Source organism: Actinomadura hibisca NBRC 15177 (genome assembly GCF_001552635.1).
Classification (GTDB): domain Bacteria; phylum Actinomycetota; class Actinomycetes; order Streptosporangiales; family Streptosporangiaceae; genus Spirillospora; species Spirillospora hibisca.
The window spans coordinates 1-24,514 of the sequence record NZ_BCRO01000117.1; the positions used below are offsets into that span (position 1 = coordinate 1).

The following is a 24,514-nucleotide window of genomic DNA, read 5'->3' on the forward strand; positions in this document are numbered from 1 at the left end:
CGGGCGCGGACCGCCGGGACGCTCACCGGCACCGGCGCCGGGGGCGCCGCCGGGACCGCCCTGGCCGCCCGGACGCGGGCCGGGGCGCGGGCCCGGCTTGGGCGCCTGGCCCATGCCGGTGTTGGTCGAGCTGAACGGGTTGTTGCCCGGACGCGGACCCTGCGGGCGGTCGCCGCGCTGGCGGTCGCCGCCGCCGGAGCGCGGGGCCGGACGCGGGCCCGGCTTGGGCGTGCGCGGACCCGGCTTCGGACCGCCGGGACCGGCCTGGCCCTGAGCCTGGCCGGGCGCGGGGCCGGTGGCCTTGGGGGCCTGGGCCGGCGCCTGCGGGGCCTGGGCGGCCGGAGCCTGCGGGGCCTGCGCCGCCGGCGCGTTCACCGGGGTGCTCGGCGCGGGCGGGACCGGACCGGGCGCGGGACGCGGTCCCGGCCTGGGGCCGGGACCGGCGGCCGGGCGGGGCGCGCTCGGCTGGCTCGGCTGAGCCTGCTGGCCGCCCTGCTGGCCATTCTGCGGACCGGCGGGGGCCGCCGGCGCGGGACGCGGACCCGGCTTCGGCGGGCCCGGACGGGCACCGCCCTGCGCGCCGCCGCCGGACGGGCCGGGGCGCGGCGCGGCGGGACGCGGGGCGGACGGGCGGGGCCCGCCGCCCTTGCCGGACTTGCCGGCGTTGTTGTTGAAAGCTTCGGTAAGTCGTCGGACGACCGGCGCCTCTATCGTGGAGGACGCCGACCGTACGAACTCGCCCATCTCCTGGAGCTTGGCCATGACGACCTTGCTCTCTACACCGAACTCCTTGGCGAGCTCGTATACCCGGACCTTGGCCACAGCACTCCCTACTCGGTCCGGGGGTGCGGCCTCCGGACCGTCGTTAACCTGCCGTACTCATCGCGGCGTGCTCATCGAGCGCTCATAGCAATCTCGACCTGCTTCCGACTAGACGTCGCTTACTGATTCGGCCTGACGGCCATCCTGCTGCCGCGGCGCTGCCGCCGCAAGCCCGTCCCGCAGCACATCGAGGCCGAGCGGTCCCGGCAGGCGGAAGGCCCGTGGGAACGCCCGACGTCGCTCAGCTAGCTGGAGACATCCCGGATCGGGGTGCAGATGCGCTCCCCGGCCCGGCAGCCGCCCATCGGGATCGGGGACGATGACGCCCTCGACCACCACCAGGCGCAGCAAGTCGGACTTGACCGTGCGGACCCGGCACCCCACACAGGTGCGCATGGGGACAGCCCGGTCACGTGAACTGAGTCTACCGCGCCGAAGCGTCGGCGGGACCTGTCGCATGCTCTCCTGACGCACCTGATCCGGTTTCGGCGGGGTCGGCGGCCTCGCCGGCGGCCTTGTCCGCGGTCTCGTCGGCGACCTTCGCCTCGCCCGTCCCGGCGGGCCGCGCACGGCCGCCGCCCTGGTCCTGCCCACCCTGCCGGCCACCGCTCCGCGCGGACGGCCCGGACTGCTCGTCGCCCGGCCCGCCGCTCTGCTCGGTGTCGGACCGGATGTCGATGCGCCACCCGGTGAGCCGCGCGGCCAGGCGGGCGTTCTGCCCCTCCTTGCCGATGGCCAGCGAGAGCTGGTAGTCGGGCACCGTCACGCGGGCGACCCGCGCGTCGGCGTCCACGACCTCGACGCCGTTGACCCGGGCGGGCGACAGCGCGTTGCCGACGAACTCGGCCGGGTCGTCCGACCAGTCGACGATGTCGATCTTCTCGCCGTGCAGCTCGGCCATCACGTTGCGGACCCGGCTGCCCAGCGGGCCGATGCAGGCGCCCTTGGCGTTGACGCCCGGCTTGCGCGAGCGCACCGCGATCTTGGTGCGGTGCCCGGCCTCGCGGGCGATGGCGGCGATCTCCACGGTGCCGTCGGCGATCTCGGGCACCTCCAGGGCGAACAGCTTGCGCACCAGGTTGGGGTGGGTGCGCGACAGCTGGACCGAGGGGCCGCGGTGGCCCTTGCGGACCTGCACCACGTAGGCGCGCAGCCGCTCGCCGTGCTTGTACTCCTCGCCCGGCACCTGCTCGGCGGGCTGCAGGATGGCCTCGATCTTGCCGAGGTCCACCAGCACGTTCCGCGGGTCGTTGCCCTGCTGGATGATGCCGGAGACGATGTCGCCCTCGCGGCCGGCGTACTCGCCGAAGGTCAGCTCGTCCTCGGCGTCGCGCAGCTTCTGCAGGATGACCTGCTTGGCCGTGGTCGCCGCGATGCGGCTGAACCCCTCGGGGGTGTCGTCGTACTCCCGGAGGGCGGTGCCCTCCTCGTCGGTCTCGGTCGCCCACACCGTCACGTGCCCGGTGGTGCGGTCCACCTCCACCCGGGCCCGGGTCTGGGCGCCCTCCTCCCGGTGGTAGGCGATCAGCATGGCGTCTTCGATGGCCTTGACGGCCACCTCCAGCGAGATGTCCTTCTCGCTCTCCAGGCTGCGCAGCGCGGTCATGTCGATGTCCACGAGGCTCCCCCCTCTATTCCGGCTCGGCCGGAGAAGTCTCCGGGGCTGCCGGAGAACGCGTTTCGTCGGCCGCTCCGGCGTCGGCCTCGGCCTCGTCGGCCCGCTCGTCGGCCCGGCGGAACTCCACCTGGACCCGGCCGCGCCCCAGCTCGCCGAAGGCGAACCTGCGCCGGGCGGGCCCGCCCTTGCCCTTGCCGGGCGCCTTGGCACCGGCCCCCTTGCCGCCGGAGCCCTTGCCCCGCGGCTTGGCGACCACGTCGATGACGACCGACTCCTCGTCGGCCTCCACCACCCGGCCCTCGATCTGCCCGCCCTCGGTCAGCGGCGCGACCACCAGCCGCCCGGCGGCGCGGCGCCAGTGACGCGGCTCGGTGAGGGGGCGGTCCACGCCGGGCGAGGTGACCTCCAGCACGTAGGCCGAGGCGCCCATGATCTCCGACTCGTCCAGCAGCTCCGAGGCGGTCTGGCTGAGCTCGGCCACGTCGTCCAGGCTCACCCCGCCGTCGGCGTCCACCACGATCTTCACCAGGCGGCGGCGCCCGGCGGGCCGCACGTCGACCTCTTCCAGGTCGAAGCCCGCGGCGGCGACGGCCGGCTCCAGCAGGCGGGTCAGCCCGGTGACGGCGGCCTCCCGGGTGGGCCTGCCGCCCGCGGCGCCGTCGCGGCCCCGGTGAGCGCTGTCACCCTCGGACTCGACGCTCATGGGACCTCCTCATGTTGTGCTGAATCGACCGTGTGTCCGTTGTCCCCTCAAGACTATCGACAGCCGGACACCTCAGCGGTCTTTCGGACAGCTCACCGGCGCGCCGGATATGGAATGCTTGAGCTGGCCCGATGGGCGGGGGGCGCCGCGGGCTCTTGTCACCCTGTCATCCGGTCGTGCCGTCCGGTGAGGAGCCACGCGTGCCTGAAGCCATCTCCGGGGCGGTGTCCCGCCGCGCGGCGCTGGCGACCGCGCTGGTGGCCGCGCCCCCGCTGCTGGGCGGCTGCACGCTCCCCGGCACGGCCCGGCGGGCGGCGCACGCGGACGTTCCCGTCCTGGCCGGGGCGATCTCGGCTGAGCAGGACCTGGTCGCGCTGTACGAGGCCGCGCACGCCGCGCATCCGGGCCTGGCGCGGCGGCTGGCCCCCGTGCTGGCCCACCACCGCGAACATCTGGCGGTGCTGAAGCGGCACTTCGTCCCCGGCTCGGGCGACCGCAAGGACGAGGGCGCGGCGATCCCGGCCCCGCACGCGCCGGCGGTCCCCAAGGACGCCGGGCAGGCGCTGGCGACCCTGCGGCAGGCCGAGACGCGGGCGGCCGCGGCACGTGTGACCGACGTCGCCAAGGTCGCGCCCGCGCTGGCGCAGTTGCTGGCGGGCATCGGCGCGTGCGAGGCGGGCCACGCGGCGCTGCTGGGGCGGTCGTCGCAGGCATGAGCGCGGCTATGAACGCGGTGGACGCGTTGCAGGAGGCGCTGAAGGCCGAGCACGCGGCCGTCTACGGTTACGGCGCTCTGGGCGCGCGGCTGCGCGGGACGTTGCAGCAGAACGCCAAGGCGCTCTGGGACGCGCACCGCGCCCAGCGGGACGCCCTGACCGCCCGGCTGACCGCCCTGGGCGCCCAGCCGGCGTCCGCCGCGGCGGTCTACCGCCTGCCGGTGGAGCCGACCTCGTCCCGCTCGGCAGCGGACCTGGCCGCCGCTCTTGAGGACGCGCTGGTCACGGCCTACGTGACGTTGGCGGGCGCGTCCGATCCGGCGCTGCGCACCCTGGCTGCGAAGGCGATGCAGGAGGCGATGGGGCGGGCCGTCCGCTGGCGCGCGGCGACGGGTCGTCCGCAGGGCCCGGCTTCGGCGTTCCCGGGCCTGCCGCCCGCCGTCCTGTCCCCCAAGCCACGCCCCGGCGACTGACGCCGGGAACGCTCTCCCCTCAAGTACCGTTAGTCCCTTTTGTACGGCTACTTGTTCCTCGGGGGAGGCACACGATCACATGACCGTCAGCCAGGGCACCAGCAACAACGGCACCGGCAAGAACGCCGGGACCGGAACCGGTCGCGGCACCGGCGCCGGGCGGGGCACCGGCGCTCTCGACGAGCTGCGCGCCGCCTATCGCGCCCAGCTCGACCAGCTCGCCGCCGAGCGCGACGAGGCCCGCCGCCAGGCCCGCAAGGCGAAGGCCGACGCCTACAACGCCCAGGCCGATCTCGCGAGCCTGAAGGCCCGCGTGCAGGAGCTGCTCACGGCCGTGTCCACGCAGCTGGACTCGGCCACCGAGCGCGCCGGGAAGGGCACCGCGAAGTAGCGGGGCCGGAACCACCGTTCTGACGCCCGGCGGGCCCGGCCGATGCCGGACCCGCCGGGCGTCAGCGCGTCTATGGACGCTCTGGACGGGCGCTCAGGAATGCCCGCTCAGGAGTGCCACCGCTCGACGTGCGGCAGCAGCTCCGACAGGTCCTCGATCACCGCGTCCGGGGCCGCCTCCCACGCCGGGACCGTGCTGTTGGGCACCAGCACGGTCCGCAGCCCGGCCGACTTCGCGCCGTGGATGTCGTCGTAGGGCCGGTCGCCCACGAAGACGCAGGCTTCCGGGTCGGCGGCCCCCACCGCGTCCATCGCGGCCCCGAACGCCTTCGGGTGCGGCTTGGTCCACGGGATCTCACTGGAGTAGACGGCCCCGTCCAGCAGGTCCAGCACCCCGTCGCGGGCGAAGATCCGCTCGTGCCAGTCGCGGGACCACATCGTGTTGGACAACACCCCGACCTTGATGCCGCGGGCGCGCAGGGCCTCCAGCAGCGGCGGGGCGGCGGGGTCGATGATGGTGTGCGGCGTCCACGCCTCGAACTTGGTGGCCAGGAGCGCCTCGGTCGGCTCCACCCCGGCCAGCGCGAACACCTCGTCCAGGGTCGCGCTGCGGTGCTCGTCGCGGCCGCGCTCCCACAACTTCAGCTCGGCGTCCAGCAGCGCGTTGGCCGCCGCCTCCACCGCGTCGGGGTCCAGGTGGGCGGCGCAGATGCCGCGCCACATCTCGCCCAGCTCGATGTCGTGCCAGGGCGTCAGGGTGCCGCCCCAGTCGAAGATGACCGCCTCAATCGCCATGCCCGGATCGTAGGCCGGGCGCGGGGGTGGTGCCATCCGAAAAACCGTCCGCCGGGCGCCCGCGAACGGTTCCGGCGAGTAACCCCGGCGACGGGCCGGGCGATGTCCGGGTGTGCGGTGGATCACCCCGGTCGGCGCGAACGGGGCCACTAGGATCTCCATCCATTATTTCCGGTCTGATTAGTAGGATTTAGGAGACCGTATGGCCGTCACGCGCCACCTGGCGGCGGTCGCGGCGGGCCTCGGCCTGCTCGGCACCGCCCTCCCCGCAGCCGCCGCGCCCGTTCCCGACGGGCCCGGCAGGGGCTTCCTGCCCGCCTATGTCGGCGCGCCCGCGACGCCCCGCCCGCTGCCGGGCCGCCCCGTCCCCGCCAACCCCCACCAGGGCCCGGTCGGCACCTCCTCCATGCACGCCGACAGCTACGCCTCCGACACCTACCCGTTCGCCGGGCCGCTCGGGCGGCGGCCCGAGGTCCGCTCGGAGGCCAAGGGCGGCGGCCTGCTGCCGGGCCTGTGCTCCACGGTCACCTTCGCCAGGCGCACCGGGCTGATCGTCGCCCAGTGCACCCAGGGCCAGAACTTCACCCTGCGCCTGATCGATCCCAGGACCCTCAAGGACCTGGCCGCCCTCCCGCTGCCGCCCCGGCCCTCCACCGTGCGGGCCGTGGTCACCGGCGACCTGGACAAGGTCCTCACCGACACCTCCGGCGGCGCGTACTACTACCTGGACCCGCAGGACCGCGCGGTGCTCGCCGACTCGGCGTTCCACGTGCGGCGCTTCGCGCACGAGAAGGGCCCCGGCGGCGCGTGGCGCTTCAAGGTCACCGACGACTGGGACCTGAGCAAGCGGCTGCCCAGCGACTGCGCCACCTGGACCAACCCGTCCCCCAAGGGCGAGTGCGACCCGATCACGGCGGTCGGCCCCGACTGGGGCGGCCTGATCTGGTGGATCACCCGCAACGGCCGGATCGGCACCATCGACCCGCGCACCGGCACCGTGCGCGACACCCGGCTCAGGGGCGAGGCGATCCAGAACTCCTTCGCCGCCGCCGAGGACGGCGTCTCGGTCGTGTCCGACCACGCCCTGTACCGGATGCGCGCCGCCGCCGACGGCACGCCCTCGGTGGTGTGGCGGCGCGCCTACGACCGGGGCTCGGCCCGCAAGCCCGGCCAGATCGACCAGGGTTCGGGCACCACGCCGACCTTCTTCGGCGACGGCCTGGTGGCGATCACCGACAACGCCGACGACCGCATGAACGTGCTGGTGCACCGGCGCGGCGACGGAAAGCTCGTCTGCGAGGTGCCGGTGTTCGGACACGGCGAGAGCGCCACCGACAACTCGCTCATCGGCTACGGCAACAGCCTGTTCGTGGAGAACAACTACGGCTACCGCAACTTCTTCGAGCTGCCGCCCGGCGGCTCCTCGGTCGACGGCGTCTCCCGCGTGGACGTCACGCCGAACGGCTGCCGCACCGTCTGGACGAGCAAGGAGCGCTCCCCCTCCACCGTCGCCAAGGCGTCGGTCGCCAACGGGCTGCTGTACCTCTACACCAAGGAGCCCCGCAGGGACCTCATCGACGCCTGGTACCTGACGGCGGTGGACGCCCACACCGGCCGCACCGCGTTCAAGGTGCTGACCGGCACCGGCAAGTGGTTCGACAACAACTGGGCCCCGATCACCCTCGGCCCGGACGGCACGGCCTACGTCGGCGTGGTCGGCGGGCTGGTCGCGGTCCGCGACCGGGGCTGAACGCGCGGCGGCGCCCGGTGCTGGACAGGCCGATCGGCCGTTCTCGCACCGGGTGCCGAGCCATGCGACAGCCGCCCAGAACGTGACGGACGCCACTTTGGGATTTTCTTCGTTGTTCAAGGGAATGTCATGAGCTGACAAAAGGTTGCGCGAAGCAGGCGAACTTGCGAGGTGACCGGGACATGGACGACGTCGTCACGGCACCGACGCGCACCCACCCCTCCGATTCTTCCGACGTGCCCGCGGTTCCGGTGGTTCCCTCCCCCGCGACCGCACCGGACGACACCGGGCCGGTCCCGGCGGCGGCGGACGATACCCCGCCCGTCGAGGCCCCCCGCCGCAGCCGCCGCGCCGTCCTGCTCCAGGTGGCCATGATCGTCGCCACCGGCGCCCTGCTGGTGCTCTTCCGCGACCGCCTCCCCGACCTGGGCGCGATGGCCGCCGCCGCCGGGAACGCCGAACCCGGCTGGCTCGTGCTGGTCGTGCTCGCCTCCGCCGGTTCGATGGGGGCCTTCGCCCGTCTCCAGCGCCGCCTGCTGCGCATCGGCGGCGTGCCGATGCGGCTGCGCCGCGCGTTCGCCATCACCTACGCGGGCAACGCGCTGTCGGTCACGCTCCCGGCGGGTCCGGCGGTCAGCGTCGTCTACACCTTCCGGCAGTTCCGGCGCAGCGGCGCGTCCGCCAAGCTCGCCACCGCCGTCGTCCTGCTCGGCGGCGTCATCACCACCACCGCCTACACCGTCATCGGGCTGCTGGCGCTGATGGCCGACCCCACGGCGCGCGGCCCGGCGCTGACCGCGCTGACGGTGTTCGCCGCGATGGCCGCCGTGTTGGCCTTGCTCCTGCTGCGTCCCGGCCCGCGCGCCCTGCTGTCGCGGACGCTGGGCCGTCCCGTCCGCGCGCTCGCCGCCCACCACCGGGTCGCGCCGCACGCCGAGCGGCTGCGCGCGGTCCCGCGCGTCCTGCGGCCGTCCCGCCGCGACTGGGGCGCGCTGGTGCTGCTCGCCACCGCGAACTGGGCGTTCGACATCCTGGCCCTGCTGGCGGCGGCCCGCGCCGTCGGCATCGAGGTCGCCCCGCACGGCGTCACCCTCGCCTACTTCGCCGCGCAGGCCGCCGGGAGCGCGCTGCCGCTGCTGCCGGGCGGGCTCGGCGCGGTCGAGAGCAGCATGGCCGCCTCGCTGGTCGCCTTCGGCGCGACCCTCACCCCGGCGGGCGCGGCCGTGGGCCTGTACCGGCTGGCCTCCTACTGGATCGTGGTGCTGGTCGGCTGGCTGGCCTGGCTGGCGCTGCACGAGGGCCCGCGGCTGTCGGCCCGCACCCGGCGGCGCCTGGCGGCGACGGGCGGCACGCTGCTGTCCGGGCTCACCTCGGCCTCGCTGCTGTCGCCGTACACGCCGATCATGGCGACGGCGCCGCCCGAGCCCCGGCGTCCCTGAACGACGACTCCCCCCGTCCCGGGCGCTTTCCGCACGACTTGTTGCCGTGGTCCGCTGCTGCTAATCTCCCAAGCGAGCGCTTGGTTATTTGACGGCAGCAGCGGAGCATCACCGGAGGCTCGATGACGTCCCTACGGGTCAGCCTTGGCTACGAACTTGAGGTGCGCGGGCGGTCCCGCGAGGTGGAGCGGCGGGCGTTCGAGAACGTCATGGACCAGGTCGTGCTGGCCGACGAGCTCGGCTACGACACCGCCTGGTTCGTCGAGCACCACTTCACCCGGGGCTTCTCGCACTCCTCGGCGCCCGACCTGGTGCTGGCGGGGATCTCGCAGCGGACCGAGCGCATCCACCTCGGCCTCGGCGTGGTGCTGCTGCCCTTCCAGTCGCCCATCCGCACCGCCGAGCGGGTCGCCACGCTGGACGTGATCAGCGGCGGGCGGGTCGAGTTCGGCACCGGGCGCGGCGCGTCCCCGCTGGAGTACCAGGCGTTCCAGCGGCCCTTCGAGCAGTCGCGCAAGCTCTGGGAGGAGTCGCTGGAGGCGGTCCTCGCCATCTGGAACGCCGACGGGCAGCCGGTCTCGCGCTCGGGCGAGTACTTCGAGATCCCCGACGTGGCGGTCTACCCGCGCCCGGTGCAGGAGCCGCACCCGCCGGTGTGGGTCGCCTCCACCTCCCTGGACGGGTACCTCGCCGCCGCCAAGCAGGGCTACAACCTGCTCGGCATGACGATGCTCAAGGGCCTGGACGAGGTCGCCGAGGACATCGCCAAGTACAAGCAGTGCCTGGCCGACAACGGTTTCGACCCCGAGTCGCGGCGGATCGCGCTGATGATCCCCTGGTACGTCGCGCCCACCCAGCAGGAGGCGGTGGACACCGCCGCCGACGCGGTGCTCTGGTACCTGCGGCGGCAGATCAACCTGGTCGCGCCGCCCGACTACACCGACGCCCGGCACGCCACCCACCGCGTCCTCGGCCAGCAGGCCGTCGGGATGCCGCCGGAGGAGGCGATGGCGATCCTGCGCGACCAGACGATGGTGGTGATCGACGACGTGGAGGGCTCGCGCAAGGCCGTCGAGCGCATCCAGGCCGCCGGGGCCACCGACCTCATCCTCCAGGCGCAGGTCGGCGGCCTCGCCCACGAGCACGTCTGCGACTCGATGAAGCTGTTCATGCAGGAGGTCCGCAAGTGAGCAGCTGGATCGACCGGGCGACCTTCCCCACCAGCGGCTCGGCGCGGGGCCTGCTCCAGGTCTCGCCCGAGGGCGACCTGGTGGCCCCGCTCGACGCCCCCGACCGCGCCGCCGCGCTCGACCTGGCCGCCGCCACGCTGCGCGCCGCCGGGCTCGGCGAGCGCGACCGGGTCGTGGTCGCGCTCAACAACGACGGCGAGGCGGCGGGCCCGCTGATCACGCAGGCCGCCGCCGAGGTGGCGCAGGCCGCCGCGTCGGTCGGGCCGCGCGGCCGGATGCGGCTGCACACCGCGCTGGAGCGGGTCGGCGCGACCGCGCTGGTCACGACCCCGGCCGGGGCGATGGACTTCCTGGCGCGGCTGCACCTGGAGTTCCTGCTCGACCCGCTGGACCTGGAGCTGGACCACATCTTCCTGGTGGGCGAGATCCCCTCGCCCAACACCGCCTCCCAGCTCGCCGCCGAGTTTGAGGCGTCGGTCCGGGAGCTGTACGCCGACCCGTTCTTCGGCGTGCCGGTGGCCTGGCGCGCGCCCGGCGACGCGGCGCTCACCCCCGTCCGCGACGGGCTGCTCGGGCTCGCCCCCACTGACAAGGACGCGCTGCTGGAGCCGCCCTACGACGCGGGGCTCGCCGAGCTGGTGCTCACCCCGTCCTGGCACGCCACCCTCGGCGACGCCGTGCTGCGCACCGGCCACGCGGTCCGGCTCGCGGGCGGCGAGCAGGGCGTGCCCGCGCCCGCGCACACCGTGGGCGAGCACGTGCTGGTCCGGGGCCGCTGGTTGTCGGTGCCCAAGATCGCCTCGGCGCTGGCCCGGATCGACGGCGTCGCGCGCTGGGAGTTGCGGATCAAGCGCGAGGGCACCCTCGACTCGGCCGCGCTGCACGTCACCTTCAACCGCGACACCCTGGTCAAGAACCCCATGTGGAAGTCGCGGATCGCGCAGGCCCTCTACGCGCTCACCCCCGTGGCGGTCGAGGTCGTGGTCGAGCCGGAGGTCGCCGAGGAGCGCCGCCCGCCGACGATCTCCGACCAGCGCGGCCACCACCTGGGCCGCGACCGTTCCCAGCTCTCGTAGGCCCAGCTCTCTTAGTTCCTGGCAAGAGCCTGCCCTCCCGGCCCGCGTGCCCCCTCGCGCGGGCCGGGACGGGCGTCTGTGGAGGAGGCGCGATGGATGTGCAGCCGGTCCCCGCCTGGGGGACGATCCCGCGGATGTTGCGCGACCAGGCGGCGCGGCACGGCGACGTCACCGCCGTCGTCGCCGGGGACACCAGGCTCACCCTGGCCGAGCTGGCGGAGCAGGCGCACGCGACCGCGCGGGCGCTGATGGCCCTGGGCGTCTCCCCCGGCGACCGGGTGGCGGTGTGGGCGCCCAACACCCCCGAATGGGTGGTCGCGGCCTACGGGATCTGGGACGCGGGCGCGGTGATCGCGCCGCTGTCCACCCGGTTCAAGGGCCTGGAGGCGGCCGAGCTGCTGCGCAAGGTCGGCGCGAAGGTGCTGCTGGTCGCCGAAGGGTTCATGGGCACCTCCTACCTGGACATGCTGGCGGACGAGAAGCTGCCCGACCTCGCGCACACCGTCGTCCTCGGCGACGGGCCGTCCCGCGCGGGCGTGCTCAGCCAGGAGGAGTTCGTCGCCGCCGGTGCGGCCGTGCCGTCGGCGGAGGCCGAGGCGCGGGCGCAGCACGTCGGGCGCGACGACCTGGCGTCGATCATGGCGACGTCCGGCACCACCGGCACGCCCAAGGGCGTCATGCTCCACCACGCGCAACTGCTGCGCGGCTACTGGGACTGGGCCGAGCTGGTCACCCTGCGCGAGGGCGACCGCTACCCGATCATCGCGCCGTTCTCGCACGGCTTCGGCATCAACGCCGGGCTGCTGGCGTGCGTGTTGCGCCGCGCCACGATGATGCCGGTCGCGCTGTTCCGGCCGGACGAGCTGATGGACCTGATCGAGCGCGACCGGGTCAGCGTGCTGGCGGGCGCGCCGCCGATGTTCTTCAAGATCCTGGAGGAGCTGGCCGGCCGGGACGTGTCCTCGCTCCGGGTGGCGATCTGCGGCGCGGCCTCGGTGCCGCCCGAGCTGATCCGCCGGCTGGTGGACCGGGTCGGCCTGGACCGCATGATCAACGCGTACGGGCTGATGGAGGGCACGGTCGTGTCGATGACCCGGCCCGAGGACCCGGTCGAGGTGATCGCCTCCTCCACCGGCCGCGCGGTGCCCGGGGTGTCGGTGCGGATCGTGGACGACGCGGGCCGCGACCTGCCGCCCGGCGAGCCCGGCGAGATCCTGGTCGGCGGGTACGGGGTGATGCGCGGCTACTGGCGCGACCCCGAGCGCACCGCCGAGGCCGTGGACGCCGAGGGCTGGCTGCGCACCGGCGACATCGGCACCCTGGACGAGGCGGGCAACCTCGCGATCGTGGACCGCAAGAAGGAGATGTTCATCGTCTCCGGCTTCAACGCCTACCCCGCCGAGATCGAGGGCCTGCTGCTGCGCTGCCCGCTGGTCGGCCAGGCGGCGGTGGTCGGGGTGCCGGACGCCGCGCAGGGCGAGGTCGGCTGGGCCTACGTCGTGCCCGCCCCGGGGACGGCGCCCGACCCGGCCGACATCGTCGCCTGGGCGCGCGGCAACATGTCCAACTACAAGGTGCCGCGCCGGGTGATCCTGGTGGACTCCCTCCCGGTCAACGTCAACGGCAAGATCGACAAGCCGTCGCTGCACGCCCGCGCGGCCGCCGGGCGGGCCTAGGCTCAGCCCAGCCCGAACGCCTTGCGCGTCCAGTCGTACTGGGCGCGTGCGACCTCCGCCAGGCCCGCCAGGATGACGTCGTCGCCGGCGGCGGCCACGCCGACGACCTCGATCCCGTCCGCGTCGCCGCCCGCCGGGACGAAGGCGATCACGCCGCGGTCCGCCCGGTCGGCGGCCCAGACCACCGTCACCACGCGGGCCCCCGGTGACGCCTCCAGGTCCCCGGGGTGCAGCAGCCCCTCGCTGAGGTTGGCGACCAGCGCCGCGGCCGCCGGGTCGGCCTCCGGCGCCATCGCGTGCGCCTGGAAGCAGAGCGCGGCGGCGTCGTGGCGCAACATCCGCTGGAGCCGGTGGTGCTCGGGCCCGAACGAGCCGGGCGGCGGCGCCTCCGTACCGCGCAGACCCTGCGCCATGGCCCCGAGGAAGAGGGTGAAGTCCTGGCCGCAGGCGGCCCACTGGCCCGCCCCGTAGTCGGTCCCGATGTACCCGACCATCGGGAACGGCGGGTCGGGCATCGTGTTGTGGCACAGCAGGAGCGCGGGCTCCTCCGGGGCGCCGCCGAGGTTCTCGGCGAGCACGGCGTGCGCCGTCTTCCCGAGCGGTCCGCACCCGTGGTCCGGCGCGTTGTCGGCCGAACGGATCATCTGACCATCGCTCATACGGCCAGCGTCGCAGCGCGGAACGCGCGCGGCACCGGTTTTCCGTAAGGTCCGTTCAGTCGCGTTCGCGCCAGCGGACCAGCGTCGTGGCCTCGTCCACGTCGGTGAACACCGCCTCCACGGGCAGGCCGGGCCGCAGCGCGGCCGGATCGCCCTCCGCCAGGTCGCCGTACATCAGCATGTCCGCGCCCTCGTCCAGCCGCACCGCCAGCACCGCGAACGGCACCTCGTCGGCCATCGACCGCATGAACACCTGGTGGTTGACGATCCAGCTGTAGACGGTCCCGGTCCCGCGCACCGGCACCCACGCCCACTCGCGCGACCGGCACTTGTTGCACACCGCCCGCGCCGGGAAGCGCAGGACGCCGCACCCCTCGCACTTCTGCACGGTCAGCTCGTGCCGCCGCACCGCCTCCCACCAGGGCGCGGAGTCACGGTCGACTTCCGGACGCGGCCGTTGAGCAGTACCCATTGCTCACTCCGTTCGCTGCTCGCGGCGCGTGATCGCACGCCGCTTTCCTTCGTCGCAAGCTCCTCAGGCAAGCGGCGTGCGACTCACCTATCACTCCTCAGGATCAGCGCCGACGTCCCGGCGAGGACGTAACCGGGCTGCGCGGTGGACAGCGCCACCTCCGCGCCCGGGACCTGCCGGTCGCCCGCGTCGCCGCGCAACTGCGCGACGGCCTCGGCGATGTGGTTGATGCCGTGCACGTAGCCCTCCGACAGGAACCCGCCGTGGGTGTTGACCGGCAGCGCGCCGTCGATGGCGGTCGCGCCCGACTCCACGTACGCGCCGCCCTCCCCCTTGGCGCAGAAGCCGTAGTCCTCCAGTTGCACCAGGACCGAGTAGGTGAAGCAGTCGTACAGCTCGGCCACGTCGATGTCCTGCGGCCCGACGCCCGCCATCGCGTACAGGCGCGGCGCGATCCGCGCGGCCTCCGTCACGGTGAAGTCGCTGCCGGACGGGCCGCTGCCCGCGCCCGAGAAGAAGCTGTCGCCGCCGCCCCAGGCCGCGCCCGACACCAGCACCGGTGGCCGCCGCAGGTCGCGGGCGCGCTCGCGGGAGGTGACGACGACGGCGCAGGCCCCGTCGGTCTCCAGGCAGCAGTCCAGCAGCCGCAGCGGCTCGGCGATCCAGCGCGAGGCCAGGTAGTCGTCCAGCGTGATGGGGTCGCGCTTGAGGGCGCGCGGGTTCTTCACCGCGTTGGCGCGCTGGGTCACCGCGATCGTGCCGAGCTGCTCGTGGGTGGTGCCGTAGGCGTTCATGTGCGCGCGCGCGTACATCGCGAACTGCTGCGGCGGCGCGAAGTACCCGTAGGGAGCCTGGTACTGCACGTCGAAGATGGGCGCGGGCGCGCGGCCGGTGCCGCCCATCCGGAACTCCGAGCGCGCGTTGATGGCGCGGTAGCAGACCACGGTCTCGGCGACCCCCGCCGCGACCGCCATCGCCGCCTGCGCGACCACCGAGTGCGAGACGCTGCCGCCGCCGAACTGGTCGAGGTACCACGACACCTCGGGCACGCCCAGCGCGGGCGCGACCACCCACGGCGGGGTGGAGTCGCCGACGCGGTGGGTGGCCAGGCCGTCCACCTGGTCGAGGGTCAGGCCCGCGTCGTCCAGCGCGGCGAGGATCGCGTCCGCGGCGAGGGTGAGGGTGGAGACCCCCGAGTCCTTGCTGAACGGGGTGTAGCCGACGCCCGCGATCGCCGCCTGGTCGCGAAAGCTCCCCACGAACCCTCCCTGAGCCGAGCAAGCGCTTGGGTACATCTCCGTACGGGACGAGGGTAGGCGGCCCCCGGTGGACCCGTCAACGCCGCCGATCGGTCGCGGGACCTAGGCCGACCGGGACTTTCGACCGAGATTCCACCGTTTCACCCCGCTGGGAAGGGAACCACTCCCACCAGGGGTTTTAGATGGACCCCGGGCGGCGGCCCGACGTCCCGACTTGACACCCGGAACGGGGCCGCCCTATCGTCCAAGCAAGCGCTTGGCTAAGAGAAGGGATCGGGTCATGGCCGACGGTGCCACCGCAGCAGCCGCGTACGACTCGGCCGTACGACCCTCGGGCCAGGGAGTGACCCCCTTGACGCAGGCATCCCCCGACGGCCGGGCCGACGCGCCGGTGCCCGACGGCGCCGTGACCGACATCGACGCCGCCCGGTTCCGCTCGGTGCTGGGCCGCTTCGCCACCGGCGTCGTCGCCATCACCGGCATCGACCCCGGCTCGGCGCGCCCCACGGGCCTGGCCGCCAACTCCTTCACCTCGGTCTCGCTGGACCCGCCGCTGGTGGCGTTCTGCGTGGCGCACACCAGCAGCACCTGGCCGCTGCTCCAGAAGGCCGGGCGGCTCTGCATCAACATCCTCAGCGAGCCGCAGATCGAGGTGTGCAAGCAGCTCGCCATCAAGGGCGGCGACAAGTTCGCCGACATCTCCTGGTCGGGCTCGCCCGGCGGCAGCCCGGTCATCGAGGGCGCGCTGGCCTGGATCGAGGTGTCGGTCGAGCAGGAGCACGTCGCGGGCGACCACGTGATCGTGGTGGCGCGGGTGCACGACCTGGACAAGCACCACGAGGGCGAGCCGCTGCTGTTCTACAAGGGCGGGTACGGCCGCTTCGACGGCTGAACCCGCGCTCGTCCGGCGGCGCTCAGCTCAGCGTCGTCTCCGGCTCGCGCAGCCGCGCCAGCACCTGCAGCGGGTCGGCCAGCACGTCGGCGAACGCGAACTCCGCGGCCCCCACCAGCGTGGCGTCGTCGCCCAGCTCGGCGGTGCGCAGCCGCACCTTCTCCCGTGACGCCGCCAGCGCGCTGGTCGCCAGCACGCTGCGCACCTGCGCCGCCGACCCCAGGTAGACGTCGCGCAACGTCCCCCCGAAGATCACCAGGCCGGGGTTGAAGATGTTGACCAGGTTGGCGACGCCGAAGCCCAGCCAGCCGCCCACCCGGTGCAGCGCCTCGCGGGCCACGATGTCGCCGCGGTCGGCGGCGTCCACCACCGCGCGCACCGCGTCGCGGCCGGTCTCGCCGGGCCGCTCGGCGCGCTCGGCGTGCGCGAGCAGGGTGCGCTCGCCCACCTCGGTCTCCAGGCAGCCGCGCGACCCGCAGGCGCACGGCCGCCCGCCGGGGTTGACGACCATGTGGCCGATCTCGCCGCCGAAGCCCTCCTGGCCGCCCAGCAGCCGCCCGCGCGCGATGATGCCGCCGCCCACGCCGACGTCGCCGTGCAGGTAGATCAGGTCGTCGCAGCCCACGCCCGCGCCGCGCTCGTGCTCGGCCAGCGCGCCGAGGTCGGCGTCGTTGCAGACCGCGACCGGCACGCCGAGGCCGAGCCGCCGCGACAGCGCCTCGCCGAGCGGGAGGTCGCCGACGTCCAGGTTGGGGCCGAACATGATGCGGTCGTCGGCGCGCCGCACGATGCCGGGGAAGGCGAGCGCCGCGCCCACGCACACCGCGTCGCGCCCGGCCTTGCGCACCAGCGCGCGGGCCGCGCCCGCCAGCGCGTTCACCAGGTCGGCGGGGTCGACCTCCTGCTGCGCGCGGGCGGCCTCGCGGCGGTCCAGGATCTCCCCGCCGAGGCCGACGCGGGCGACGGCGAGCCGGTCCACGCCCACGTCGAACGCCAGCACGTACACGCGCGTGGACTCCGGCCGCACCACCAGCGACGGCCGCCCGGCGCGGCGGCCGGGGCGGCGCGGCAGCTCCTCGCGCACCAGGCCCGCGGCGGTGAGGTCGGCGGTCAGCGCCATGATGGTGCTGCGGTTCAGGCCCAGCGACTCGGCGAGCGTGGCGCGCGAGGCGGGGCCGCGCAGGTGCACGAAGCGCAGCAGCGTGCCGAGGTTGTGCCGCCGGATGTCCTCCTGCGAGGGGCCCGCCTTCATCGCGGCAGCCCCAGGTCGCCGCTGCGGCCGGAGGTGATCAGTTCCACCACCTGGCGGTGGGTGACGTCGCCGGTGCGGACCTGGGCGACCATGTGGCCGAGGTACAGGGTCGCGATGCGGTCGGAGACGGCGAACACGTCGTTCATGTTGTGCGAGATCAGCACCACGGCCAGGCCCTTGTCGGCCAGCCGCCGCACCAGCTCCAGGACCTGCTGGGTCTGGGCGACGCCGAGCGCGGCGGCGGGCTCGTCCAGCACCACCAGGCGACTGTCCCAGAGCACCGCGCGGGCGAGCGCGACGGTCTGCCGCTGCCCGCCCGACAGGTCGGACACGCGGCGGCGCACCGAGCCCATGGTGCGCACCGACAATCCCGACAGCGTGCTGGTGGCGGCCGCCTCCATGCCCGCCTCGTCCAGCGCGAGCCCGCGGGTGCGCTCGCGGCCGAGGAACATGTTCTCGACGATGTCGAGGTTCTCGCACAGCGCGAGGTCCTGGTGGACGACCTCGATGCCGAGCGCGGCGGCGTCGCGCGGGCTGCCGAGGCGGACCGGCGCGCCCTCGAAGTAGTACTCGCCGGAGTCGAAGGGGTGCACGCCGCCGATGCCCTTGACCAGGGTCGTCTTGCCCGCGCCGTTGTCGCCGACCAGGGCGGTGACCTCGCCGGGATAGGCGGTGAACGCCACGTCGTACAGGACCTTGACCGCGCCGTAGCTCTTGTCGATCCCGCGCAGCTCCAGAACCGGGGTCACGGGCATGCCGGGGGCGCTGCCGTCTGCTGGGGGGTCATCTGTTTCGGGCTCCCACCGTGCCGCGGCTCGGGGGGCCGCGCGGTTGTCGCTGGTGAGCGTAGCAGCGGGGGTCGGGGACCGGAAAGCGGCGGCCGGGGACGCGGCGGCGGCGCGCGCCGCCGGATCCCCGGCCGCCGCCCCGGTCATCTGCCGGTGGCCGAGCGGCGCCGGCGGGCCAGCGCGTCGATGCTGGCGGCGAACAGCAGCACCGAGCCGGTGATGAGGAAGTTGAGGTACGCCTTGGTCCCCAGCAGCCCCAGGCCGTTGTCGATGATGGCGACGACCAGGCCGCCCAGCACCGCGTCGCGGGCCTTGCCGCGCCCGCCGAACAGGCTGGTGCCGCCGATGACGGCCGCGCCGACCGCGTACAGCAGCGTGTTGCCCGAGCCCTCCGAGGGCGTCACCGAGTTCAGCCGGGAGGCCGCCACGATGCCGGCCACCGCGGCCAGCGTCGAGGCGATCATGAAGACGGAGACCCGGATGCGGGTGACGTTCACCCCGGCGCGGCGCGCGGCCTCGGCGTTGCCGCCGACCGCGTAGACGTGCCGCCCGTAGGCGGTGCGGCCCAGCACGAACGTGCAGATGATCAGCAGGACGGCGACCAGCGGCACGCCCCACGGGATGCCCGCCAGCGTGATGAGCGGGCTCGGCGCGCGGTCCTGGCTGAGCAGGTAGGTCCCGGCCAGCAGCACGACCGCGACCGCCACCACCCGCAGCGCCACGAGCTGCACGGGCTTGGCGGCCAGGCCGCGCGCGCTCTGCCGCTGCCAGCGCCAGAACTGGGAGGCCGCGTAGCCGACCGCGCACACCACCGCGAGCGCCCAGCCGAGCGCCACCGGCATGTTCTTGTTGGCCAGCGCCACGATCACGTCGTCGCGGACCGGGACGGTGCCGCCCTCGCCGACCAGCCACAGCGTGATGCCCTGGAGGCCGAGGAACAGCGCCAGCGTCACCACGAACGAGGGGATGCGCACCACCGCGACCAGCCAGCCGATCGCGGTGCCGATCACCACCCCGGCCGCCAGCGCCGCCAGCACCGCCACGTACCAGGGCTGCCCGGCGCTCACCATCAGCTTGGCCATCACGCAGGCGCACACGCCGCTGGTGACGCCGGCCGACAGGTCGATCTCGCCGAGCAGCAGCACGAACACCAGGCCCATCGCGAGGATGGTGACCGGCAGCGCCTGGGTGAACAGGTTGGCGATGTTGCGGTCGGACAGGAACGTCTCGGGCCGCAGCGCGGTGAACAGCACCACCAGGCCCGCGATGCCCAGCACCGCCGGGACCGCGCCGAGGTCGCCGGAGCGGACCTGCGCCCAGTAGTCGCGCAGCGCGCCGCCGAGATCGCTCGGCCGGTGGTCGGCGGCGAAGTCGGAGTCGGCCAGTTTCACGGCGGACGGCCCGCCCTTGGGGATGTCGGTGGACATCGAGGCTCCCACTAGATGCTCTCGGCGGCGGTCGCCGGCGCGAGTCCGAGATCGCCGGACCGGCCGGCGGTGATGAGTTCCACGACCTGGCCGTGGGTGACGTCGGCGCGCCTGACCTCGGCCGCGACCCGGCCCAGGTACAGGGTGGTGATGCGGTCGGCCACCTCGAACACGTCGTTCATGTTGTGCGAGATCAGCACGACCGCGTGGCCGGTGTCGGCCAGGCGGCGCACCAGGTCCAGCACCTGCCGGGTCTGGGCGACGCCGAGCGCGGCGGTGGGCTCGTCCAGGATGACGACCTTGGAGTCCCACAGCGCGGCCTTGGCGATCGCCACGGTCTGCCGCTGCCCGCCCGACAGGCTCGCCACCTGCTGGCGCACCGACTTCACGGTGCGCACCGACAGCTTGGCGAGGGTCTGGCGGGCCGCCTCCTCCATCGCGTTCTCGTCGAGCACGATGCCCTTGCGGCGCTCGCGGCCCAGGAACATGTTCTGCACGATGTCCAGATTGTCGGCCAGCGCGAGATCCTGGTAGACCACCTCGATGCCGAGCGCGGCCGCGTCGCGCGGGCTGCCCACGCTCACCTGCCGCCCCTCGAACTCGATGCGGCCCGAGTCGGTCGGGTGGATGCCGGCGATGCACTTGATGAGGGTGGACTTGCCCGCGCCGTTGTCGCCGACGAGGGCCATCACCTCCCCCTGGCGCAGGGTGAAGTCCACGTCGTGCAGCACGTGGACGGCGCCGAAGCTCTTGTTGAGCCCGGCGATGCGCAGAACGGGGTCGCCGTTGTCTGTCACGGTCGTCCTTCCGGAGACGTCGGCCCGTGGCCGGGCCCCCTCAGCGGCGGGGGCCCGGCCACGGGGTCAGCGGGATCGGCTGGTGCGGCGGGGGGACCTCAGGCGATCCCGGCGTCCTTGCACTTGGCGGCGTAGGCGCCCTTGCACAGCTCGTCCTTCTTCACGAAGCCGTCGTCCACGACCTTCTTGATGTTGCTCTTGTCGACGCCGATCGGGGCCAGCAGCACCGAGGGCACGTCGCGCTTGCCCTGCGCGTCGTTGACGGTGCCGTTGGTCTCGCCCTTCTCGCCCTTCAGCACCGCGACCGCGAGCTTGGCGACCGCGTCGGCCTCCTGCTTGACCGGCTTGTAGACCGTCATGCACTGGGTGCCGTCGAGGATGTTCTGCAGGCCCTGCACGGTGGCGTCCTGGCCGGTGACCGGGACCTTGCCGGCCTGGCCGTTCTTCTTCAGGATCGTCACCGCCGAGTTGCCGACGCCGTCGTTGGCGGCCAGCACGCCGTCGATCTTGCCGTCCTGCTGGGTCCACATCTGCTCGAAGATGGTGGCGGCCTTCTGGTTGTCCCAGTCGGGCACGGCCTGCTCGGCCACCTTCTTGTAGGTGGAGACCTTGTCCAGCACGCTGTGCGCGCCCTGCGCGAACAGGGTGGCGTTGTTGTCGGTGGGCGCGCCGTTCAGGTAGGCGATGTTGGCGGCCTTGTCGCCCAGGCACTTCTGCAGGCCCTTGCCGAGCTCCTCGCCGACCTTCACGTTGTCGAAGGAGACGTAGTAGTCGCTGACGCCGCCCAGGGTGAGGCGGTCGTAGTCGATGGTCTTGACGCCCTGCTGCTGGGCCTTGCGCTGCACCGCGGCGGCCGAGTCGGAGTCCAGGCCGTCCACCACCAGCACGGTCGCGCCGCTGGTGATCATCTGGTCGGCGATGGTCTGGAAGCGCTGGGTGGAGCCCTCGGCGTTCTGGATGTCGTACTTGACGCCGGCGGCCTTGAACGCCTGCTCCAGGTAGGGCCGGTCGAAGCTCTCGTAGCGGACCGAGGACTTGGTGTCGGGCAGGATCACGCCGATCTTGCCCTTGGCCGCGTCGCCGCCGGAGGCGGTGCCCTTGTCGCCGGAGTCGTCCCCGCAGGCGGTGAGCGAGAGCGCGGCGACCGCCGTCACGGCGGCGATGCCGAGAATCCCCTTGCGCATGGCCGGGTCCTTTCAGGGGTGGCCGCCGAGGCGGCCGAACGGGGGTGGGAACGCCGGCGGCGGGTCGTCCCGGTCACCGGCGCGAATGTTGTGCCACGCAACTTATGTCGCGTTCGGGAGTGGCGCCAGACCTGCGGGCATATCTATTTGTTGTTCGCAGTAACAATCCCGTAACGCGCTCCGACCTGCGAGAAGATCAAAACCTCTACCCGCAGCAGCGGCGGCATAACCTGTTCGGCGTCCTCGGAAGGCGGCGGCGCGGGAGGCGTGACAGGGCGCGAAAGTTTCCGGACTCAACATTTCCCACCACCCCCGACCTGCGCGGGCACGGACGGAGGGGCGGACGCGGCACGGGCGCGAAGCGAGGCCACAGTGTTGGACGACGGCGCAGAGCACTGGACGGGCCACAGGAAGCGCGGGGACGCGGGGAGACAAGGCGGTGCCAGGGGCACCGGGCACCGGGCGTCGGGCACCGGGCACCGGGCGTCGGGCACCGGGCGTCGGGCACCGGGCGTCGGGCACCGGGTGGCCGTTGGGGGAAGCGCGCGGGGTCACGGCGCGCGGTGTTCGGGGCGCGGGGTACGGTCCGCGCCCGCCGTGGTCATGCAGACCCGCGCCGGAGTGCGCCGGCGTCGCCCTGCATGACCACCTCTTCAGTGGATGCGCAGCACCCTCGCGACCCGGTCGGCCGCCTCGGCGAGGTCATCGGCGCGCGCGATCCGCTCCGCCCACGACCACCAGTACCACCATCCGTCCGCGTCCTCCTCGGCCTGGATGTTCTCCGCGAGGGCGACGGCGTCCGGATTCATCACATGCAGGCTCGGCGGCTGGGCCCGGGGCAAGTTCACACGTGCCCGGAAACCCCGTTCTCTCAGCTCGCCGCCGAGGTCTTCCAGATAGTCGAGCCGCGTCTTGGGCAACGCGGCGGTTCCCGTATCGTCAGGCGTCATCCTCGGTTTCCCCCTGGACTCCGCATGGCCCGACGAGCACTCACCCTCCCGTGTCCGGTGCCGCCGCGCAAGCACTTCGGGCAGGTCAGCGCCCCGGCGAGCCGGGCGTCCCGGAACCGGGCCGCGACGCGCCCGGCGCGCCCGGGACGCCGATCACCGGTGATCGGCCGCCATCCGGGATATGTTTCGCGTAACCGGCGGAAAGGGTGATCAGTGATGACGGCGAGTTCGGGGGCGGGTCCGGAACGGCCACCGGAGCTGACCAGGCCCGACCAGCCGTTGCCCCAGCGGCCCGCGGCGCCCCCGCCCCCCGGCGGCACGGCCACCGCCACCGACCTGACCCCGCCCGCGGCGGACCCGGGCGACGGCGGCGGCAGCGGCGCCAACTGGCACCGCTGGCACTACCCGATCGGCGCCTTCCTGGTCTGCTACGGGCTCACCTCGCTGGTCACCACCGTGATCGACTGGACCGCGCTGCGCGCGGAGCTCGGCGGGTACCTGGGCTCGGGCGTGGCGACCCCGGCGCTGGTCGCCATCAAGGTCGTGCAGGTCCTGCTGGTGCTGATCACGCTGGCCGGGCTGGTGCGCCGCCGGGACGTGTGGTTCCTGCCCGCGCTGTTCGGGTGGGCGGCCGGGTTCGGCGTGTTCCTGGTGCTGGACGTCGTCAAGGGCAAGTGGACGGGCCTGCTGGAGCACGGCGCGTACCTGGTGGGGTTCGCGGTGCTGCTGTTCCTGTCGTACGGGTTCAGCGTCAAGGCCCGCGTGGGCCGCCGCGAGGCCGCCGCCGTCCCGGAGCCGGACCCCGCGCAGCCGGACGCCGCGCCCCGGCCGACCGGGCTGACCCGCACGCAGGAGTTCGCGCTGGCGGCGCTCAGCCGGTGGCAGCGCGGCCAGCAGGGCGGCCCTGGCGTGCCGCCGCAGGGGCAGGGCGGCCAGGTTCCGCCGCAGGGCGGGCCGGTGCCACCGCAGGGCGGACCGGTCCCTCCGCAGGGCGGACCCGTGCCGCCGCAGGTCCCGCCGCAGGGCGGGCCCGGCGTGCCCCCGCAGGGTCCGCCGGCCGGCTCCTGAGAGCGGGCCGGCGGCCCCGGCTCACGGCACCACGACGATCTTCGCGTGCTCGTCGGGACGCCCGAGGTCGGCGAACGCCCCGGCCACGCCCTCCAGCCCGACCGTCCCGGTGATGATGGACCCGGCGTCGATGCGCCCCTCGGCGATGGCGTGCAGCGTCGCCCCGTACTCGGCCGGGTAGGCCCCGAACGTGCCGCGCAGCGTCAGCTCCTTGGTGGCGGCCACGCCCGGCTCGATCCGGTCGGACTGCATGCAGACCCCCACCACCATGATGGTGCCCCCGGCGGGCGCGCCGTCGATGGCCTGCTGGAGGACGCCGGGCACGCCGACGCACTCGAACACCACCGAGCCCCGCGCCCCGACGCCCAGCAGCTCGGCGGCGATGCGGTCCACGGTGCCGACCGGCACGCCGAGGTCGGCCCACCGCCCGTAGGGCGAGGCGACCGCCGGGTCGATCAGCTCGTCCGCGCCCAGCCCCTCGGCGAGCGCGCGGCGGCCCGGCGAGAAGTCCACCGCGAGCACCGGGCCGTGCCCGCGCGCCTTGAGGGCCGCGACGACGCCGAGCCCGATCGGGCCGAGGCCCAGCACCACCGCGACGTCGTCGGGGCCGATGCCGCTGCGGTCCACCGCGCGGGCGGCGACCGAGAACGGCTCGGTGATCGCGGCGACCTTCGGGTCCAGCCCGTCCGGCACCGCCATCGTCAGGCCCTCGTTCAGGATCATGTACTCGCCGTAGCCGCCGGGGAACATCGGCGCGTACCCGATGATCCCCGCGCCCTGCGGCCCGATGCCGATCGGCGGCCCGCACACCACCGTGCCCACCGGCAGCGCCCGCTGGGTGCCGGGCCCGTACTCGACGATCTCCCCGGCGAACTCGTGGCCGAACACCAGGCCGTCGCGCGGGTCGTAGGGGGTGCCGCCCGAGCGCCGGGTGGTCTCCATGAAGCCCTCGGGGTCGCTCAGCGCGTGCAGGTCCGAGCCGCAGATCCCGCAGGCCAGCGTCCGCACCAGGAGCTGGCCCTCCAGCGGCACCGGGGCGGGCACCTCGGTCACGATCATTGTGTTGTCCTTGGTCAGCGCGGCGCGCATGGGGGCTCCCGTCGTCGGCGGCGAATGGA

At 73.9% G+C, this 24,514-nt stretch carries 25 protein-coding genes; 10 read left to right on the plus strand and 15 right to left on the minus strand.

Annotated elements, in window-relative coordinates; genetic code table 11:
* The 4 genes from AH6_RS38575 to rimP all read right to left on the minus strand — a co-directional run.
* Window positions 1–822 (minus strand): translation initiation factor IF-2 N-terminal domain-containing protein (locus AH6_RS38575; RefSeq protein WP_174555162.1); only part of this gene is annotated, 822 nt, incomplete at its 3' end.
* 108 nt (window positions 823–930) lie between these two features.
* Window positions 931–1,281: a YlxR family protein gene (locus tag AH6_RS43175; protein ID WP_083983879.1), complete on the minus strand. Its 351-nt coding sequence runs from the start codon at window positions 1,279–1,281 to the stop codon at window positions 931–933.
* Window positions 1,247–2,428 (minus strand): transcription termination factor NusA, encoded by a 1,182-nt coding sequence (nusA, locus tag AH6_RS38580; protein ID WP_245679661.1) that lies wholly within the window; start codon window positions 2,426–2,428, stop codon window positions 1,247–1,249. Before nusA ends, AH6_RS43175 begins: the two co-directional genes overlap by 35 nt.
* 25 nt (window positions 2,429–2,453) lie before the next feature.
* The gene (rimP, locus tag AH6_RS38585; RefSeq protein WP_067490751.1) at window positions 2,454–3,143 is read right to left on the minus strand and encodes a ribosome maturation factor RimP; all 690 of its coding nucleotides are present in this window, start codon (window positions 3,141–3,143) and stop codon (window positions 2,454–2,456) included.
* 200 nt (window positions 3,144–3,343) lie between these two features.
* On the opposite strand from rimP, the gene AH6_RS38590 reads away from it, so the two are divergent.
* From AH6_RS38590 to AH6_RS38600, 3 genes are all read left to right on the plus strand, one after another.
* A complete protein-coding gene (locus AH6_RS38590) occupies window positions 3,344–3,859 on the plus strand; it encodes a hypothetical protein (RefSeq protein WP_245679659.1) in 516 nt (171 codons plus the stop codon).
* Window positions 3,856–4,332, plus strand: coding sequence for a ferritin-like domain-containing protein (locus tag AH6_RS38595; RefSeq protein ID WP_067490754.1), 477 nt, complete (start codon window positions 3,856–3,858; stop codon window positions 4,330–4,332). The genes AH6_RS38590 and AH6_RS38595 overlap by 4 nt, the downstream gene beginning before the upstream one ends.
* A gap of 79 nt (window positions 4,333–4,411) precedes the next feature.
* A complete protein-coding gene (locus AH6_RS38600; RefSeq protein ID WP_067490757.1) occupies window positions 4,412–4,723 on the plus strand; it encodes a hypothetical protein in 312 nt (103 codons plus the stop codon).
* Window positions 4,724–4,830: 107 nt separating this feature from the next.
* On the opposite strand, the gene AH6_RS38605 is transcribed toward AH6_RS38600, so the two are convergent.
* Window positions 4,831–5,517 (minus strand): HAD family hydrolase, encoded by a 687-nt coding sequence (locus tag AH6_RS38605; protein WP_067490760.1) that lies wholly within the window; start codon window positions 5,515–5,517, stop codon window positions 4,831–4,833.
* A gap of 202 nt (window positions 5,518–5,719) precedes the next feature.
* Between AH6_RS38605 and AH6_RS38610 the strand changes: the two genes are divergently transcribed.
* The 5 genes from AH6_RS38610 to AH6_RS38630 all read left to right on the plus strand — a co-directional run bounded on the left by AH6_RS38610 (window position 5,720) and on the right by AH6_RS38630 (window position 12,648).
* Window positions 5,720–7,267 carry a hypothetical protein gene (locus tag AH6_RS38610; RefSeq protein ID WP_067490762.1) on the plus strand — a complete coding sequence of 516 codons (1,548 nt, stop codon included), beginning with the start codon at window positions 5,720–5,722 and terminating at the stop codon, window positions 7,265–7,267.
* 182 nt (window positions 7,268–7,449) lie between these two features.
* Window positions 7,450–8,706 carry a lysylphosphatidylglycerol synthase transmembrane domain-containing protein gene (locus tag AH6_RS38615; RefSeq protein WP_067490765.1) on the plus strand — a complete coding sequence of 419 codons (1,257 nt, stop codon included), beginning with the start codon at window positions 7,450–7,452 and terminating at the stop codon, window positions 8,704–8,706.
* A gap of 122 nt (window positions 8,707–8,828) precedes the next feature.
* Window positions 8,829–9,896 carry an LLM class flavin-dependent oxidoreductase gene (locus AH6_RS38620; protein WP_067490768.1) on the plus strand — a complete coding sequence of 356 codons (1,068 nt, stop codon included), beginning with the start codon at window positions 8,829–8,831 and terminating at the stop codon, window positions 9,894–9,896.
* Window positions 9,893–10,972 carry a hypothetical protein gene (locus AH6_RS38625; protein WP_067490770.1) on the plus strand — a complete coding sequence of 360 codons (1,080 nt, stop codon included), beginning with the start codon at window positions 9,893–9,895 and terminating at the stop codon, window positions 10,970–10,972. The genes AH6_RS38620 and AH6_RS38625 overlap by 4 nt, the downstream gene beginning before the upstream one ends.
* 92 nt (window positions 10,973–11,064) lie before the next feature.
* A complete protein-coding gene (locus AH6_RS38630) occupies window positions 11,065–12,648 on the plus strand; it encodes an AMP-binding protein (RefSeq protein ID WP_067490772.1) in 1,584 nt (527 codons plus the stop codon).
* Between the two features lie 2 nt (window positions 12,649–12,650).
* Here AH6_RS38630 and AH6_RS38635 read toward each other — a convergent pair whose 3' ends face one another.
* From AH6_RS38635 to AH6_RS38645, 3 genes are all read right to left on the minus strand, one after another.
* Complete coding sequence (locus AH6_RS38635; protein ID WP_157431981.1) at window positions 12,651–13,307, minus strand: hypothetical protein; 657 nt, start codon at window positions 13,305–13,307, stop codon at window positions 12,651–12,653.
* Window positions 13,308–13,362: 55 nt separating this feature from the next.
* Window positions 13,363–13,779 carry a Zn-ribbon domain-containing OB-fold protein gene (locus AH6_RS38640; protein ID WP_067490776.1) on the minus strand — a complete coding sequence of 139 codons (417 nt, stop codon included), beginning with the start codon at window positions 13,777–13,779 and terminating at the stop codon, window positions 13,363–13,365.
* A gap of 83 nt (window positions 13,780–13,862) precedes the next feature.
* A complete protein-coding gene (locus AH6_RS38645; protein ID WP_245679660.1) occupies window positions 13,863–15,038 on the minus strand; it encodes a thiolase C-terminal domain-containing protein in 1,176 nt (391 codons plus the stop codon).
* A 343-nt stretch (window positions 15,039–15,381) separates the two neighbouring features.
* Between AH6_RS38645 and AH6_RS38650 the strand changes: the two genes are divergently transcribed.
* Window positions 15,382–15,930 (plus strand): flavin reductase family protein, encoded by a 549-nt coding sequence (locus AH6_RS38650; protein WP_373861882.1) that lies wholly within the window; start codon window positions 15,382–15,384, stop codon window positions 15,928–15,930.
* A 22-nt stretch (window positions 15,931–15,952) separates the two neighbouring features.
* On the opposite strand, the gene AH6_RS38655 is transcribed toward AH6_RS38650, so the two are convergent.
* The 6 genes from AH6_RS38655 to AH6_RS38680 form a co-directional block, all read right to left on the minus strand.
* Window positions 15,953–17,182 (minus strand): ROK family transcriptional regulator, encoded by a 1,230-nt coding sequence (locus tag AH6_RS38655; protein ID WP_067490780.1) that lies wholly within the window; start codon window positions 17,180–17,182, stop codon window positions 15,953–15,955.
* Window positions 17,179–17,937: an ATP-binding cassette domain-containing protein gene (locus tag AH6_RS38660; RefSeq protein ID WP_067490782.1), complete on the minus strand. Its 759-nt coding sequence runs from the start codon at window positions 17,935–17,937 to the stop codon at window positions 17,179–17,181. Before AH6_RS38660 ends, AH6_RS38655 begins: the two co-directional genes overlap by 4 nt.
* 176 nt (window positions 17,938–18,113) lie before the next feature.
* Window positions 18,114–19,397 (minus strand): sugar ABC transporter permease, encoded by a 1,284-nt coding sequence (locus AH6_RS38665; RefSeq protein WP_083983882.1) that lies wholly within the window; start codon window positions 19,395–19,397, stop codon window positions 18,114–18,116.
* Window positions 19,398–19,408: 11 nt separating this feature from the next.
* The gene (locus AH6_RS38670; protein WP_067490784.1) at window positions 19,409–20,194 is read right to left on the minus strand and encodes an ATP-binding cassette domain-containing protein; all 786 of its coding nucleotides are present in this window, start codon (window positions 20,192–20,194) and stop codon (window positions 19,409–19,411) included.
* A gap of 98 nt (window positions 20,195–20,292) precedes the next feature.
* Window positions 20,293–21,378, minus strand: coding sequence for a sugar ABC transporter substrate-binding protein (locus tag AH6_RS38675; protein ID WP_067490786.1), 1,086 nt, complete (start codon window positions 21,376–21,378; stop codon window positions 20,293–20,295).
* A 653-nt stretch (window positions 21,379–22,031) separates the two neighbouring features.
* The gene (locus AH6_RS38680) at window positions 22,032–22,328 is read right to left on the minus strand and encodes a hypothetical protein (protein WP_067490788.1); all 297 of its coding nucleotides are present in this window, start codon (window positions 22,326–22,328) and stop codon (window positions 22,032–22,034) included.
* 216 nt (window positions 22,329–22,544) lie between these two features.
* Here AH6_RS38680 and AH6_RS38685 point away from each other — a divergent pair, with 216 nt between their 5' ends.
* Complete coding sequence (locus AH6_RS38685) at window positions 22,545–23,396, plus strand: hypothetical protein (RefSeq protein WP_157431982.1); 852 nt, start codon at window positions 22,545–22,547, stop codon at window positions 23,394–23,396.
* Window positions 23,397–23,417: 21 nt separating this feature from the next.
* Here the strand turns inward: AH6_RS38685 and AH6_RS38690 are convergent, their stop codons facing one another.
* Entirely contained in the window at window positions 23,418–24,485 is a 1,068-nt protein-coding gene (locus AH6_RS38690; protein ID WP_067490792.1) for a zinc-binding dehydrogenase, read from the minus strand.
* Between the last annotated feature and the right edge of the window lie 29 nt (window positions 24,486–24,514).